We start from the raw sequence: 14253 nt of genomic DNA on the forward strand, positions 1-14253 counted from the left end.
CGCCGTGTCGTCCTCCCCAATTGATCACAAGATCGAGAATGAGGCCCTTCCGACGCTAACGGAAGAGCCTCACTCACGACCTGTGGACAACTTGACTCACCCTGTGGACAACTTGTGTACCCAGAGGGTCGGCTCGCGTACCCAGAGGGTCGGTTAGGCGAGGGTGGTTAGGGCGGTGTGGACCAGGGTTCGGACTCCGCACAGCAACGCGCGTTCGTCGAGGATGAACGTGGGGCGGTGAATGTCGGACTGGGGGGTGGGCGCGCCGGGCCAGACTCCGAGGCGGGCGAATGCTCCCTGGACGTGCTCCAGGTACCAGCCGAAGTCTTCGCCGCCGGACGACTGTTCCGTGCCGGCCAGGGCGCCCTCGCCCAGGGCGGCTTCGGCGCCCGCGCGCATCAGGGCCGTCGACTCCGCGTCGGAGACGACCGGCGGGACGCCGCGACGGTAGTCCAGTGAGAAGCCGACGCCCGTGGGGGCCAGCAGGGACTCCACCGAGGACGCCACCAGCGGCTCCAGCGCCGTCCAGACCTCGTGGTCCGCCGTGCGCAGGGTGCCGCGCAGGACGCCGTCCTGCGGGACGGCGTTGGCCGCCTGGCCCGCGTGGACCGCGCCCCACACCAGGACCGTGCCGGAGCGCGGGTCGACGCGGCGGGAGAGCACCGCGGGCAGGGACGTGATGACCGTGCCCAGCGCGTGGACCAGGTCCGCCGTCAGGTGCGGGCGGGACGTGTGGCCGCCGGGCGAGGTGAGGCGCAGCTCGATCAGGTCCGCGGCCGACGTCAGGGCGCCGACGCGCATGCCCAGCTTGCCGACCTCGAGGCGCGGGTCCACGTGCAGGCCGTAGATCCGTTCGACGCCGTCGAGCGCGCCCGCCGCGATCATGTCCAGCGCGCCGCCGGGCATGACCTCCTCGGCGGCCTGGAAGATCAGCCGGACGCGGCCGGGCAGCTCGGGCGCGCCGGCCAGGGCGCGGGCCGCGCCGAGCAGGATCGCCGTGTGGGCGTCGTGGCCGCACATGTGCGCCGCGCCCTCGACGGTCGAGGAGTAGGGCAGCCCGGTGTCCTCGGTGAGCGGCAGCGCGTCCATGTCCGCGCGCAGCGCCACGCACCGCTCGCCGCTGCCGATGTCGCAGACGACGCCGGTGCCGCCGGGCAGCACCCACGGCTTCAGGCCGACGGCGCGCAGCAGCGTGACGACCAGTTCCGTGGTCGCGAATTCGTGCCGCGACAGCTCCGGGTGCGCGTGGATGTGCCGCCGCCAGGCGAGCACGTCGGTCGCGTTGGCGCGGAGCCAGTCGTCGAGCCAGAACGGGCCGCGGCCCGCACCAAGGTCCTCCACGGGAGCCATGCTTACGCCGACTTCGGAAATGAGCGCCTCGGACCCCTCCATGGGGTTGATGATGCGCCCGTGGGGGTCGCCTGGAACGTCCGGCCGTGAGTCCAACACCGTCACGCCGCACCTCCTCCCGCAACACGGGTAACCCGGGCAGCGGCTGGGGTCACGCAACGTGCCGATCGATCTGTCGTACGCATTTGCAGACGATCGTGCACCATGCAGGCGGCAACGCGCGCCTCGAAAACCGCCGTCCTAGATGGCCGGTACCGGATCTGCGTTGAACGGCGTGCAGGACTTCGGTCTAGGTGAACGCGTGGTGCAGCTCACCCTTCAGGACTTCTTGGCCTTCTTCGACCGGACCCGCCGGCCCCAGATCACGATGGCGAGCAGGACGACCGCGACCAGGCCCGCGATCAGCTTGTTCTTGGTCTTTTCGCTGTTCGCCTTGTCGGTCTGGGACGGGTCCAGCACCGGTCCGGGCGGCTGGGTCTGCGCCGGGGCCGGGGCCGACGCGTGCGCGACCGTCACCGTCACGGCCACTGGACGCGCTGCCGGCGCGAACGCCGGTGAAGCGAGCGCAGGCGACGCGGTGAACAGCACCGCGCCCAGCACTCCGGCCAGGACCAGACCCCGCAGTTTCGCCATGTCATCCCTTCGCCACGACCAGGCATTGTCCCGCGGAACGCCCGGTGCGTCAGCCCCCGCGCGGTGGATTGAACGCGTCGAGGATCCGCTGAGCACCGAGGGTAGCCGTCAGTTCACCGTCCCGCACCGCCCGTTCGACGTCGGGAACGACCGTTCGCACGTCCGGATGCGCCGCCAAGCGACTCAGCAACTGTTCGCGAACCATCGCCCACGTCCAGTCGACCTGTTGCTGACGGCGACGGCCCTCCAGCTCACCGGACGCCGAGAGCGTGTCGCGGTGCTGCTCGACCGCGCCCCAGACCTCGTCGAGCCGCAGGTTGTGCAGGCCGCTGCAGGTCAGCACCGGCGGCGTCCACGACGCTTCGGGCCCGTAGATCATCCGCAACGCGCCGGAAAGCTCCCGGGCCGCCCGTTTTGCGTCGCGCTCGTGGTCACCGTCGGCCTTGTTGACGGCGATGACGTCGGCGAGCTCCAGCACACCCTTCTTGATGCCCTGGAGCTGGTCACCGGTGCGCGCCAGCGTCAGGAAGAGGAAGCAGTCGACCATGTTCGCGACGGTCACTTCGGACTGTCCGACCCCGACGGTCTCGACCAGCACGGTGTCGTAGCCGGCGGCTTCCATCAGCACGATCGTCTCGCGCGTCGCCCGCGCGACGCCGCCCAAGGTCCCGGACGTCGGTGACGGCCGGATGAACGCCCGTTCGTCGACCGCCAGGCGCGCCATCCGGGTCTTGTCACCGAGGATCGACCCGCCGGTTCGTGTTGACGACGGGTCGACGGCCAGCACCGCCACCCGGTGCCCAGCCGAAGTCAGGTCGGTGCCCAGCTGGTCGATGAATGTCGACTTGCCGACACCGGGCACGCCGGTGATCCCGATCCGCCGAGCCCCACCCGACGAGGGCAGCAGCTCGACCAAGAGCTCCTGCGCCCAAGCCCGGTGGTCCTCCCGCTGCGACTCGACCAGCGTGATCGCCTTCGAGAGCGTCCCGCGGTCCCCCGCCAGCACACCCTTGGCGTAGGCGGTGACGTCGATCTTGCGCGGCAACGGTCAGGACTCCTGCGCCGTCAGCTGGCCGAGCAGGTCGATGGCGGCGTCCGCGAGCACCGTGCCGGGGCCGAAGATCGCCGCCGCGCCGGCTTCGCGCAGCGCCGGGTAGTCCTGCGGCGGGATCACCCCGCCGACGACGACCATGATGTCCTCGCGGCCCAGCTCGGCGAGCTCGTGGCGCAGCGCGGGCACCAGCGAAAGGTGCCCGGCGGCCAGCGAGGACACCCCGACGACGTGCACGTCCGCTTCGATCGCCTGGCGGGCGACCTCGGCGGGGGTGGAGAACAGCGGGCCGACGTCGACGTCGAAGCCGATGTCGGCGAAACCGGTGGCGATCACCTTCTGGCCGCGGTCGTGGCCGTCCTGGCCCATCTTCGCCACGAGGATCCGGGGCCGCCGGCCTTCCTCCGCGGCGAACTCTTCGACCAGCGAACGGGCCTTTTCGACGTTCTGCGACTTCCCCACCTCCTCGCGGTAGACGCCCGAGATCGTGCGGATCTGCCCGGCGTGCCGGCCCCAGAGCTTCTCGAGCGCGTCCGAGATCTCGCCGACCGTGGCCTTCGCGCGGGCCGCGTTGATGGCCAGCTCCAGCAGGTTGCCGCCGTTTCCGGCGCCCTCGGTGAGCCGTCGCAACGCGTCCTCGGTGGCGCCGGAGTCGCGTTCGGAACGCAGCCGCCGCAGCTTCTCGAGCTGCTGCGTCCGGACGCCGGCGTTGTCCACTTTGAGCACTTCGATGTCTTCGTCGCCGGTGACCTGGTACTTGTTGACGCCGATCACCGGCTGCCGCCCGGAGTCGATCCGCGCCTGGGTGCGCGCCGCGGCTTCCTCGATGCGCAGCTTGGGGATGCCCGCGTCGATCGCCTTGGCCATGCCGCCGGCCTGCTCGACCTCGCTGATGTGGCCCCACGCCTTGCGCGCGAGGTCGTAGGTCAGCTTCTCGACAAACGCACTGCCGCCCCACGGGTCGATCACGCGCGTCGTGCCGGACTCCTGCTGCAGCAGCAGCTGCGTGTTGCGGGCGATGCGCGCGGAGAAGTCAGTCGGCAGCGCGAGAGCCTCGTCGAGGGCGTTGGTGTGCAGCGACTGCGTGTGCCCCTGGGTCGCGGCCATCGCCTCGACACACGTGCGCACGACGTTGTTGTAGACGTCCTGCGCGGTCAGCGACCAGCCCGACGTCTGGGAGTGCGTACGCAGCGAAAGGGACTTCTGCGACTTCGGGTCGAAGCCCTTCACCAGCTTCGCCCAGATCAGCCGCGCCGCGCGCAGCTTCGCGACCTCCATGAAGAAGTTCATGCCGATCGCCCAGAAGAACGACAGCCGGGGCGCGAACTTGTCGACGCCCAGCCCGGCGTCGACACCGGCGCGGATGTACTCGACACCGTCGGCGAGCGTGTAGGCCAGCTCCAGATCGGCCGTCGCCCCGGCTTCCTGCATGTGGTAGCCGGAGATGGAGATCGAGTTGTACTTCGGCATGTGCTGCGAAGTGAAGGAGAAGATGTCCGAAATGACCCGCATCGACGGCTGCGGCGGGTAGATGTAGGTGTTGCGGACCATGAACTCCTTGAGGATGTCGTTCTGGATGGTCCCCGCGAGCTGCTCCGGCTTCACCCCCTGCTCCTCGGCCGCGACGACGTACAGCGCGAGCACCGGCAGCACCGCGCCGTTCATCGTCATCGACACGGACATCTTGTCCAGCGGAATCCCGTCGAACAGCTGCCGCATGTCGTAGATGGAGTCGATCGCGACGCCCGCCATGCCGACGTCGCCGGAGACTCGCGGGTGGTCGGAGTCGTAACCGCGGTGCGTGGCCAGGTCGAAGGCGACCGACAGGCCCTTCTGCCCGGCCGCGAGGTTGCGCCGGTAGAAGGCGTTGGACTCCTCGGCGGTGGAGAACCCGGCGTACTGGCGGATGGTCCAGGGCTGGTTGACGTACATCGTCGGGTACGGCCCGCGCAGGAACGGCGCCACCCCGGGGTACGTCGCCAGGAAGTCCACATCGGACAGATCGGCGGCGGTGTAGACGGGCTTGACGCCGATGCCTTCGGGCGTCTCCCAGGCCAGCGCGTCCGGGCCCTTGCCGGTGGCTTCGTGGACGGCCTTGGCCCAGGCGTCGCGGTCACCCGGCGCAGGGGTGCCGAGGCCGACGTCGGCGAAGTTCGGGATGGTCATCGCGCAACTCCCAGCTTGCCGTGCAGACCGGTCAGGACTTCGAGGGCGTCACACCCGGCGAAGACGTTTTCGTCCACACCTTCGTACTTCCCCTTACCCGCCAGGAACATGTACTCCGCGCCGAGCGAGGCGGCGACGTCGGCCGCTTGTGCCTCGTAGGCGTCGTCGGTGCCGCAGAGGCAGGCGACCTTCGCGCCGCTCTCCCGGAACGCGCCGGGCAGATCGTCGGTCGCACCCGGGTTGACGGCTTCGACGCCGCCCGCCTGGAACAGGTTGGCGGCGAAACCGGCACGCGCGGTGTGCGCGGCGACCGGGCCGAGGGTGGCGAGGAAGATCTTCGGCCGCGCGCCGGTCGACGCGAGGTACGCGTCGGACGCGTCTCGCAGCGCCTCGAAGCCTTCGGCGTACCGGTGCCGCGGCAGGCCACCTTCCACAGTGGACTCGACTGGCTCGCGGACCACCGGCTTCTCGGCCAGGTTCGGGAACTCGCTGACGCCGGTGAGCGGGTCACGCCGGGTGGCGAGCCGCTTCGCACGCTTGTCCCAGGTCGACGCCAGCCGCTCGGCCAGTGCCCCGGACGCCAGCTCCGCGACCAGGCCGCCCGCCGCTTCGATCGTGGTGAACTCGGTCCAGGCGGCGTGCGCGAGGTCGTCGGTGAGCTTCTCGACGTACCAGGAGCCGCCCGCCGGGTCGATCACACCGGCCAGCTTGGACTCCTCCAGCAGCACGGCGTGGGTGTTGCGGGCGATCCGCGCGGAGAACGCGTCGGGACGGCCGATCGCCGCGTCGAACGGCAGCACCGTGACGGCGTCCGCGCCACCGACGCCCGCGCCGAAGCACGCGACGGTCGTGCGCAGCATGTTCACCCACGGGTCGCGCTGGGTGAGCATCGCCGGCGACGTCACGGCGTGCTGGCGCATCGGTGAGGAGAAGCCGCACACCTCGGCGACGCGGGCCCAGAGGCGGCGCGCCGCGCGCAGTTTGGCGATCGTGGAGAACTGGTCGGCGGTCGCGGCCAGCCGGAACTCGAGCTGCCCGGCCGCGGTTTCGGCGTCGAGGCCGGCCTCGGTCAGGGCCCGCAGGTAGGTGACGCCGGCGGCGACCAGCGCGCCCAGCTCCTGCGCGTCCGACCCGCCGGCTTCGTGGAACGGCAGGCCGTCGGCGACGATCGTGCGCACCTTCGGGTACTTCCCGGCGACACGCACGGCGAGCGCGGCAGCCGGTTCGAGGTCGACGGCCGAGCCGGATCGCGCGGCCAGCCCGATCGGGTCCGCGCCCAGCACGGCGGTGGCTTCACTGGCCGGGATCTCCCGCTCGGCGAACAGCTCGAACAGCGCGTCCGACGCCGCTTCGTACTCAGCGCCCGCGTCCAGCACGACCGGCGCCAGGTCGAGGTAGACCTCGTTGAGCGCGTCGGCCAGCGATCCGGGCGGGACGGACAGCCAGATCGACGTCACGCCGCCTTCGAGGTCGGCGAGGATCGCGGTGTTCACGGCGCGGGCGTCCTCCCCGCTGAACCGGGCCCGGACGTCCCAGCCGGTGCTGACGTGGCCTTCCGGCCGCGCGCCGCGCACGAACGGCGACAGCCCGGGAAAGCCGCTCTCCCCCGGCGCGTCTTCGGCCGTGTACAGCGGTTGGATCTCGATGCCGTCGTAGGTCCGGGTGACGAGCTTGCTCTCCGGGGCGCCCGTGAAGTCCTCGGGCAGCTTGCCACTCTTGCGGAGCACGCCCGCAACGAGCTCCTGCCACTGCGCGCGCGTCGCCTGGGGAAACTCGCCCGCGAGGTCGAGCTCGGAGATCGGCGCTGACTCCGGACCGGCCACTTCAGTCATACCCAGTGATGGTAGAGGCACTCGCCGCGTCCGACCTGTGAGTCTGGTCGCGCTAGGGGTTCACCCAGTGCAGGTTAGGGGCCGCCCGGTCGCGTACGCCACAATTGGCGCGTGCCCCCCTCCAGCGAAGAGACACGACTGGTCGCCGGTCGCTACCGGCTGCGATCAGTGCTCGGCTCCGGCTCGATGGGCACCGTCTGGTCGGCCTACGACGAGTTCCTCCACCGGCAAGTGGCCGTCAAGGAGATGAAGGTGCCGCCGGGCATCCCGTCGTCGCAGGCGGACGAGCTGCGCGAACGCACGCTCCGCGAGGCCCGCGCGATCGCCGTGCTGTCTCACCCGAACGTGATCATCCTGCACGACGTCGCCCGCGAGAACGACCAGCCGTTCGTGGTGATGGAGCTGCTGCCCTCGCGCAGCCTGGCGCACATCCTGCGGGACCACGGGCCGCTGACCGTCGAGCAGGCCGCCGCGGTCGGCATCGCCGTCGCCTCGGCGCTGGAGGCCGCGCACGCCGCCGGGATCACCCACCGCGACGTCAAGCCGGGCAACGTCCTGGTCGCCAGCGACGGCCGGATCAAGCTGACGGACTTCGGCATCGCCCGCAACGTCTCCGAAGCCACCATGACCCGCACCGGGATCATGCTCGGCTCGCCCGCCTACATCGCGCCCGAGGTCGCCTCCGGCGGCGCCGTCATCCCGGCCGCCGACCTCTGGGGCCTCGGCGCGACGCTGTTCGCCGCGGTCGAGGGCGCACCGCCGTACGACGCCGACGGCGACCCGCTGGAGACCGTCGGCAAGGTGGTCAACGGGAAGGTGCCCAAGCCCACGGCCGGGCCGCTCGCCGACGTCATCGGCGCGCTGATGAAGAAGGAGCCGGGCAAGCGGATCACGCTGCGCGAGGTCCGGCACCGGCTCTACCCGCTGCAGTCGAAGACGCCGCTGGACCTGTTCGGACCCGAGCTGTTCCACACCCCGGACGGCAAGAAGACGTCCGCGCAGCCGGACGCCACCGACACCCAGGTGATCAAGACCGTCCTGCCCGCCAAGGACAAGGCGGAGAAGAAGGCCGAGGGGTCGAGCAGCGAGCTCGCGTCCGACCCCGGCCCGCTGCCGTTCCTGCGCCCGCCCGAGCCTCCGCCCGCTCCGGCGGCCGAGCCGGCGACGGTGTTCGTCCCGCCGCCGCAGCTGTCCCGCCCCGGGCGGCGTGGCGCACGGGCCACCGCGGTGCTCCTCGCCGTGGCGATCCTGCTCTTCGTCGTCGCCGCCGGCGGCGGGTTCGCGCTGGCCAGGACGGTCGGCGGGGAGTCGCTGCTGCCGCCGGACGTCGAGCCGCGGGGCACGTCGAACGGGCCGACCCAGGTGCCGCCGCCGGTGCTGGTCCACCAGACCGGCGACGCGAGCTACGCAACCGGCAGCGGCGGGCAGTTCGGCCTCGACGTGCCGGACGGCTGGCAGAAGTTCGTCGCCCCGCACAACACCCGGTTCGGGGTGAGCACGGTCGTCCAGTACGTCTCGCCGGACGGCCGCCGGTCGCTGCGGCTGGAGCGGATGGAGCAGTACCTCCCCAAGCACAGCACCGACGAGTACCTCGACTACCTGCGGCAGTCCTACCCGGAAGAGGCGTTCGAGCTCTTCCCGCCGGAGGCGCTGCCGGACGACAAGGGCACCAGGCTGACCTACCGGCTGGCCGAGCGCGGCACGCTGCCCGGCGGTGACGGCGGGGGCACCCGGGTGACGTTCGCGGACCTGATCCGGTCGGGCACCAGCCTGTGGATCCTGTCGGTCACCGCGCCGGTCGAGCAGGAGGACGCGGCCCGGCAGGACGTCTTCGACCGGGTCGCGGCCACCCTGAGCGTCTCCGACTAGTCGCCGGGCGGGCGGCCGAGCACCTCGCGGGACAGCTGTTCCTGGGCGAGGTGGCGCAGCCCGGCGAAGATCCGGTCGCCGAGCACCGTCGCGACCAGGCCGGCTTCGATGATCCGGTCGAACGACGTCAGGCCGGTCACCACTTCGACGTCCAGCTCCGCGACGCGCATCGCCAGGCCGACGTACTCGTCGAGCCGGTCGGCCAGCTTCTCGTGCCCGAGCTCCTTGGCCGTGGCCAGCGCGGCGACGAGGTTGCCGACCTCCCGGCTCTCCGGCTCGTGCCACTTCCAGCCGGTGCGCAGCGCGACGTCCTTGAGCAGCTTGGTCGCCCACTCGGCGGCCTCGTCGGACACCTTGGGCGGTTCCCCGGCCAGCTCCTGCTGGACGACACCCATCGTCTGGTGCGGGGTCTCGTGGTCGTCGATCGCGCCCAGCACGGCGCCGACCGAGGCCAGCGGCAGCCCGCCCACCTCGGTGAGCGCCTTGATCAGCCGCAGCCGCTGGACGTGCGCCGGGGAGTAGCGGGCCTGGTTCGGGCTGGTGCGCTCACCGGGCGGCAGCAGGCCTTCGCGCAGGTAGTACTTGACGGTCGCGACCGGCACCCCCGACTCGGCCGCGCTGCTGGTGGCGGCGGTCGGGCTGGGCGCGTTCGCCGTCGTCCGCGCCCCGGCCCGGACGGCGGTCCGATGACCGAGGCGCTCTTCGGCTGGGCGTTCCCGCTGGCGACGCCGTTCTGGGCGGTGCTGATCCTGGCGCCGAAGTGGCGTTGGACGGCGCGGATCATGAAGTCGCCGTGGGTGCCGCTGCTGCCGCTCGTCTGCTACTTCGCGCTCGCGGTGCCGCACTTCGCCGAGTGGGGGCGGGCGATGCTCTCCCCCGACCTCGGTGTCCTGCAGGGGCTGCTGGCAACGCCGTGGGGCACCGGCCTCGTCTGGGCGCACCTCATCGCGTTCGACCTGTTCATCGCGCGGTGGATGTACTTCGAAGGCCGTTCGGCGGGGCTTTCGCCGTGGGTCGTGAGCCCGATCCTGGTGCTGACGATCTTCCTGTCGCCGTTCGGGCTGGTGGCGTTCCTGGTGGCCAGGAGCATCCGGATACGCTCCCTCGCATGACTGAACACGAGGCCGCGGCCGCCATCGCCAAGCGCACCGGCGTGGACGCGCACGACATCGCGGTGGTCCTGGGGTCGGGCTGGCGCCCGGCGGCGGACGTCATCGGGGAGTGCGAGACGGAGATCCCGTTCGCCGACCTGCCCGGCTTCACCACGCCCGGCGCGGTGGGCCACGGCGGCACCATCCGCTCGCTGAAGATCGGCGACAAGAACGTCCTGGTGATGCTGGGGCGCACGCACTTCTACGAGGGCAAGGGCATCGACCCGGTGGTGCACAACGTGCGCACCGCCGCGGCGGCCGGCGTCCGGTCGGTGCTGCTGACGAACGCGGCGGGCGGGCTGCGCGAGGGGTTCCAGGTGGGGCAGCCGGTGCTGATCGCCGACCACCTCAACCTGACGGCGCGCTCGCCGATCGTCGGCGCGAACTTCGTCGACCTGACCGACCTGTACTCGGCGCGGCTGCGGAAGATCGCGCAGGAGATCGACCCGTCGCTCGAGGAAGGCGTCTACGCGGGCCTGACCGGGCCGCACTTCGAGACGCCGGCGGAGATCCGGATGCTGCGCACGCTGGGCGCGGACCTGGTGGGCATGTCGACGGTCCTGGAGGCCATCGCGGCCCGCGCGGCGGGTGTCGAGGTGTTCGGGCTGTCGCTGGTGACGAACCTGGCCGCGGGCATGACCGGCGAGCCGCTGAACCACGAAGAGGTCCTGCAGGCCGGCCGCGAAGCGGCGACCCGCATGGGCTCCCTGCTGCGCGAACTCGTCACCCGCGCCTGACCCGAGCGCCCCAAGGCGGCCTTGGTTGCGTCTGACGCACCCAAGGCGGCCTTCGGTGCGTCTGACGCACCGAAGGCCACATTGGGGCGCTTCAGGCCAGGGTGGGGAGCTGGGTGGCGACCTCGGCCGGGGACGGCATGGCCGCGACTTCGGTCGCCAGCGCGCGGGCCGCGTCGTGGACCGACGTGTCCGTGAGCAAGGTGCGAACCTTCGAGGCGACGGCGTCGGCGGTCACTTCGGCGGCGAGCAACCGCGAGCCGACGCCGGCCGCGAGGACCGCGTCCGCGTTGCTGAACTGGTCCGCGCCCTGCGGGAGCAGCAGCTGCGGGAGGCCCGCGCCGAACGCGCCGAGCGTGGTGCCGCTGCCGCCGTGGTGGACCACCACGTCCACGTGCGGCAGCAGCTTCGACTGCGGAACCCACGCTTCGAGCCGGACGTTGGCCGGCACCTCGCCGAGCGCCGCCGGGTCGACCGTCGGGCCGGTGGCGACCAGGACGTCGACGTCCAAACCGGACAGACCGGCGATCGCCGCGCCCAGCACGCCCGCGTGGCCCATCGCCGTGCCTAGGGTCAGGTAGACCAGCGGCCGCGATCGCTCCAGCACCCCCGAAGGCAGCTCACCCGGCTCGCTCCAGCCGACCGGCCGCAGCGGGACGCGCGTGGTGCGCGCCAGGAAACCCGGCTCCTGCACCGATTCCGGGCAGATGTCGATGAACGGCCCGTGGAACGCCAGGTCTTCGCCCACCTCGATGCCCAGCGACGCGCCGTGCTCGCGGATCGCGTCGCGGATGCGGGTCACCATCGGGTCATCGCTCGAAACCCGGCCGAACCCGTGGGCCACCACCGGGATCCCGGCCTTCATCGCAGCGAACGCGCCGCCCGAGTTGCCGGTTTCGCTCACGACGAGGTCGGGCCGGAACCGCGAGAACAGCGGCAGCAGGTCGGCCGTGAACCGGGCGGGCATCAGCTCGCCGAAGACCTTCGCGACGATCGGCCCCAGCACCTCCGGCGGGATTTCGCCGGGCGGGCGCCGCGGGCCGGCCGGCCCGGCCGCGGCGAACGCCTGCCCGAAGGCGTCCTTGATGGCGAGCCCGGCCGCCGCCGTCTCGAGCCCGGCTTTTGTCAGCTGTGGCAGGAAGTCTTCCGAGGTGGCGAAGACGACGTCGTGGCCCGCGTCGCGCGCGGCGATCGCCAGCGGGACGAGCGGGAACGTGTGACCGAAGGACCCCAGTGAGGTGAAGAGCAAGCGCACCCACCCGACCCTAGCCCGTAGGCTGACGCGGTGACTTTGACCTCCACGCTGCGGGACGCCGCCTACCGCTGGATCGCCGACGACCCGGACGAGGGCACTCGCGCCGAGCTGCAGGACGTGCTCGCCCGCGCGCTGGGCTGCGAGCCCGGCGCGGCCGGCGAGCTGGCCGACCGGATGGCCGGGCCGCTGGAGTTCGGCACCGCGGGGCTGCGCGGGCCGGTGCGCGCCGGGCCGAACGGGATGAACGTCGCCGTTGTCACCCGCACCACCGCGGGGGTCGCGGAGTGGCTGACGGCCCACGGGCACGCCGGCGCGCTGGTCGTCATCGGCCGGGACGCGCGGCACGGCTCGGAGGCCTTCGCTACTGCGGCCGCCGAGGTGCTCCGCGCGGCCGGCTTCGACGTCAAGGTGTTCCCGAAGCCGCTGCCGACGCCGGTGCTCGCGTTCGCCGTCGGCCGGCTCGGCGCGGTGGCCGGGATCCAGATCACCGCGTCGCACAACCCCCCGGCGGACAACGGGTACAAGCTCTACGACGCGACCGGCGGCCAGATCGTGCCGCCTTCCGACGGCGAGATCGAACGTGCCATCCAGGCCGCGCCCGCCGCGGTGGACGTGCCGCGGGCCGGCGGCGCCGAGGTGGTCGACCTGCTGGACGCCTACCTGGCCGAGGTCGCGGCGCTGCCGCTCGGCCAGGAACGCGCGGTGCGCGTGGCCGCGACGGCGTTGCACGGTGTCGGCGCCGACACGCTGCAGGCGGCGTTCGAGCGGGCCGGGTTCACCGACCTGCACCTGGTGGCCGCCCAGGCTTCGCCGGACCCCGACTTCCCGACGGTGTCGTTCCCGAACCCGGAAGAGCCGGGCGCGACCGACCTGCTGCTGGCGCTGGCGTCCGATGTGGACGCCGACCTGGCGATCGCGCTCGACCCGGACGCCGACCGCTGCGCGCTGGGCGTGCGGGAGCGGGATGGTTCGTGGCGGATGCTGCGCGGCGACGAGACCGGCGTGCTGCTCGGCTCGACCGTGTTGTCCACAGTGGACCGCACGCTGCTGCCGGATCCGCTGGTGGCCACGACGATCGTGTCGTCGTCGATGCTGGGCGAGATCGCGAAGGCCGAGGGCGCCCGCTACGCCGAGACGCTGACCGGCTTCAAGTGGCTGGTACGCGCCGGCGAGGGGCTCGTGTTCGCCTACGAGGAGGCACTCGGGCTGTGCGTCAACCCGGGGTTCGTCCGGGACAAGGACGGCATCGCCGCCGCGACGCTGGCGGCCGGGCTCACCGCGCGGCTCAAGGCCGAGGGCCGCACGCCGCTGGACGTGCTGGACGAGCTGGCCCACCGGCACGGTGTCCACCTGACCGACCAGGTTTCGCTGCGGGTCACCGACCTCGCCGTCCGCGGACAGCTCATGACGAAGGTGCGCGAGACGCCGCCGTCACGCCTCGGCGGCGTCGACGTGACGCTCGAAGACCTGCTGCCGGACGCGGACGTCCTGCGCCTGACGGGCGAGGGGGTGCGGGTGGTCGTGCGGCCGTCCGGCACCGAGCCGAAGCTGAAGGCGTACCTGCAGGTGGTGGCCCCGGTGCCGGACGCACTGGCGGACGCGCGCGCGGCGGCGCAGGAGCGGCTGACGGCGCTGCGGGCCGACGTCGAGGAGCTGCTCGCCTGATGCCGAGGCTGCTGATCGTGCACCACACGCCGTCGCCGTCGACGCAGGCGCTGTTCGAAGCGGTGCTCGCGGGCGCAACGCACCCGGACGTCGAGGGGGTGGAGGTGGTCCGCCGGGCGGCGCTGGCGGCCACCGTCTCCGACGTCCTCGAAGCGGACGGCTACCTGCTGGGCACCCCGGCGAACCTGGGCAGCATGAGCGGCGCCTTGAAGCACTTCTTCGACACGGTTTATTACCCGTGCCTGGACTCGACCCGAGGTCGCCCGTTCGGGTACTGGATCCACGGCAACAGCGACACGTCGGGGACCGAACGCCAGCTGCTGGCCATCACGACCGGCCTGGCCTGGGCGAAGGCGGCGGAGCCGGTCATCACGACGGGTGAGCCGGACAAGAAGACCCTGGAGGCGTGCACCGAGCTGGGCGGCACCCTGGCCGCCACGCTGATGATCTAGAAAAGTAGAGAGCCTGTCACCGGAAGCCCTGGGGGTCGACCTCCGGCGACAGGCCGTAACCAAGGGTTCGCCACGAGGGCGATCGACCTTGGCCT

General features: G+C 71.9%; 12 protein-coding genes. 5 read left to right on the plus strand and 7 right to left on the minus strand.

Features of this window, described 5'->3' with window-relative positions:
* Window positions 1–153 precede the first annotated feature (153 nt).
* The 5 genes from ACIA5G_RS37245 to ACIA5G_RS37265 form a co-directional block, all read right to left on the minus strand.
* On the minus strand, window positions 154–1455 hold the full coding sequence (locus tag ACIA5G_RS37245; RefSeq protein ID WP_395931953.1) for an amidohydrolase: 1302 nt from the start codon (window positions 1453–1455) through the stop codon (window positions 154–156).
* 213 nt (window positions 1456–1668) lie between these two features.
* Complete coding sequence (locus tag ACIA5G_RS37250; RefSeq protein ID WP_395931955.1) at window positions 1669–1983, minus strand: hypothetical protein; 315 nt, start codon at window positions 1981–1983, stop codon at window positions 1669–1671.
* 49 nt (window positions 1984–2032) lie between these two features.
* Complete coding sequence (gene meaB, locus ACIA5G_RS37255) at window positions 2033–3028, minus strand: methylmalonyl Co-A mutase-associated GTPase MeaB (RefSeq protein WP_395931957.1); 996 nt, start codon at window positions 3026–3028, stop codon at window positions 2033–2035.
* A gap of 3 nt (window positions 3029–3031) precedes the next feature.
* Complete coding sequence (scpA, locus tag ACIA5G_RS37260) at window positions 3032–5200, minus strand: methylmalonyl-CoA mutase (RefSeq protein WP_395931959.1); 2169 nt, start codon at window positions 5198–5200, stop codon at window positions 3032–3034.
* Window positions 5197–7032: a methylmalonyl-CoA mutase family protein gene (locus ACIA5G_RS37265; protein ID WP_395931961.1), complete on the minus strand. Its 1836-nt coding sequence runs from the start codon at window positions 7030–7032 to the stop codon at window positions 5197–5199. Before ACIA5G_RS37265 ends, scpA begins: the two co-directional genes overlap by 4 nt.
* Before the next feature lie 111 nt (window positions 7033–7143).
* Between ACIA5G_RS37265 and ACIA5G_RS37270 the strand changes: the two genes are divergently transcribed.
* The gene (locus ACIA5G_RS37270) at window positions 7144–8901 is read left to right on the plus strand and encodes a serine/threonine-protein kinase (protein WP_395931963.1); all 1758 of its coding nucleotides are present in this window, start codon (window positions 7144–7146) and stop codon (window positions 8899–8901) included.
* On the opposite strand, the gene ACIA5G_RS37275 is transcribed toward ACIA5G_RS37270, so the two are convergent.
* On the minus strand, window positions 8898–9503 hold the full coding sequence (locus tag ACIA5G_RS37275) for a MerR family transcriptional regulator (RefSeq protein ID WP_395931965.1): 606 nt from the start codon (window positions 9501–9503) through the stop codon (window positions 8898–8900). The genes ACIA5G_RS37270 and ACIA5G_RS37275 overlap by 4 nt on opposite strands.
* Before the next feature lie 84 nt (window positions 9504–9587).
* On the opposite strand from ACIA5G_RS37275, the gene ACIA5G_RS37280 reads away from it, so the two are divergent.
* Both ACIA5G_RS37280 and ACIA5G_RS37285 read left to right on the plus strand, forming a co-directional pair.
* Complete coding sequence (locus ACIA5G_RS37280) at window positions 9588–10013, plus strand: ABA4-like family protein (protein WP_395931967.1); 426 nt, start codon at window positions 9588–9590, stop codon at window positions 10011–10013.
* A complete protein-coding gene (locus ACIA5G_RS37285; RefSeq protein ID WP_395931969.1) occupies window positions 10010–10789 on the plus strand; it encodes a purine-nucleoside phosphorylase in 780 nt (259 codons plus the stop codon). The genes ACIA5G_RS37280 and ACIA5G_RS37285 overlap by 4 nt, the downstream gene beginning before the upstream one ends.
* Before the next feature lie 91 nt (window positions 10790–10880).
* On the opposite strand, the gene ACIA5G_RS37290 is transcribed toward ACIA5G_RS37285, so the two are convergent.
* Window positions 10881–12041 carry a glycosyltransferase gene (locus ACIA5G_RS37290; protein WP_395931971.1) on the minus strand — a complete coding sequence of 387 codons (1161 nt, stop codon included), beginning with the start codon at window positions 12039–12041 and terminating at the stop codon, window positions 10881–10883.
* Between the two features lie 30 nt (window positions 12042–12071).
* On the opposite strand from ACIA5G_RS37290, the gene ACIA5G_RS37295 reads away from it, so the two are divergent.
* Together ACIA5G_RS37295 and ACIA5G_RS37300 are read left to right on the plus strand one after the other, a co-directional pair.
* The gene (locus ACIA5G_RS37295; RefSeq protein WP_395931973.1) at window positions 12072–13706 is read left to right on the plus strand and encodes a phospho-sugar mutase; all 1635 of its coding nucleotides are present in this window, start codon (window positions 12072–12074) and stop codon (window positions 13704–13706) included.
* The gene (locus ACIA5G_RS37300; protein ID WP_395931975.1) at window positions 13706–14158 is read left to right on the plus strand and encodes a flavodoxin family protein; all 453 of its coding nucleotides are present in this window, start codon (window positions 13706–13708) and stop codon (window positions 14156–14158) included. The genes ACIA5G_RS37295 and ACIA5G_RS37300 overlap by 1 nt, the downstream gene beginning before the upstream one ends.
* The last annotated feature ends 95 nt before the right edge of the window (window positions 14159–14253 follow it).

This window comes from Amycolatopsis sp. NPDC051758 (assembly GCF_044453095.1).
Classification (GTDB): Bacteria; Actinomycetota; Actinomycetes; order Mycobacteriales; family Pseudonocardiaceae; genus Amycolatopsis.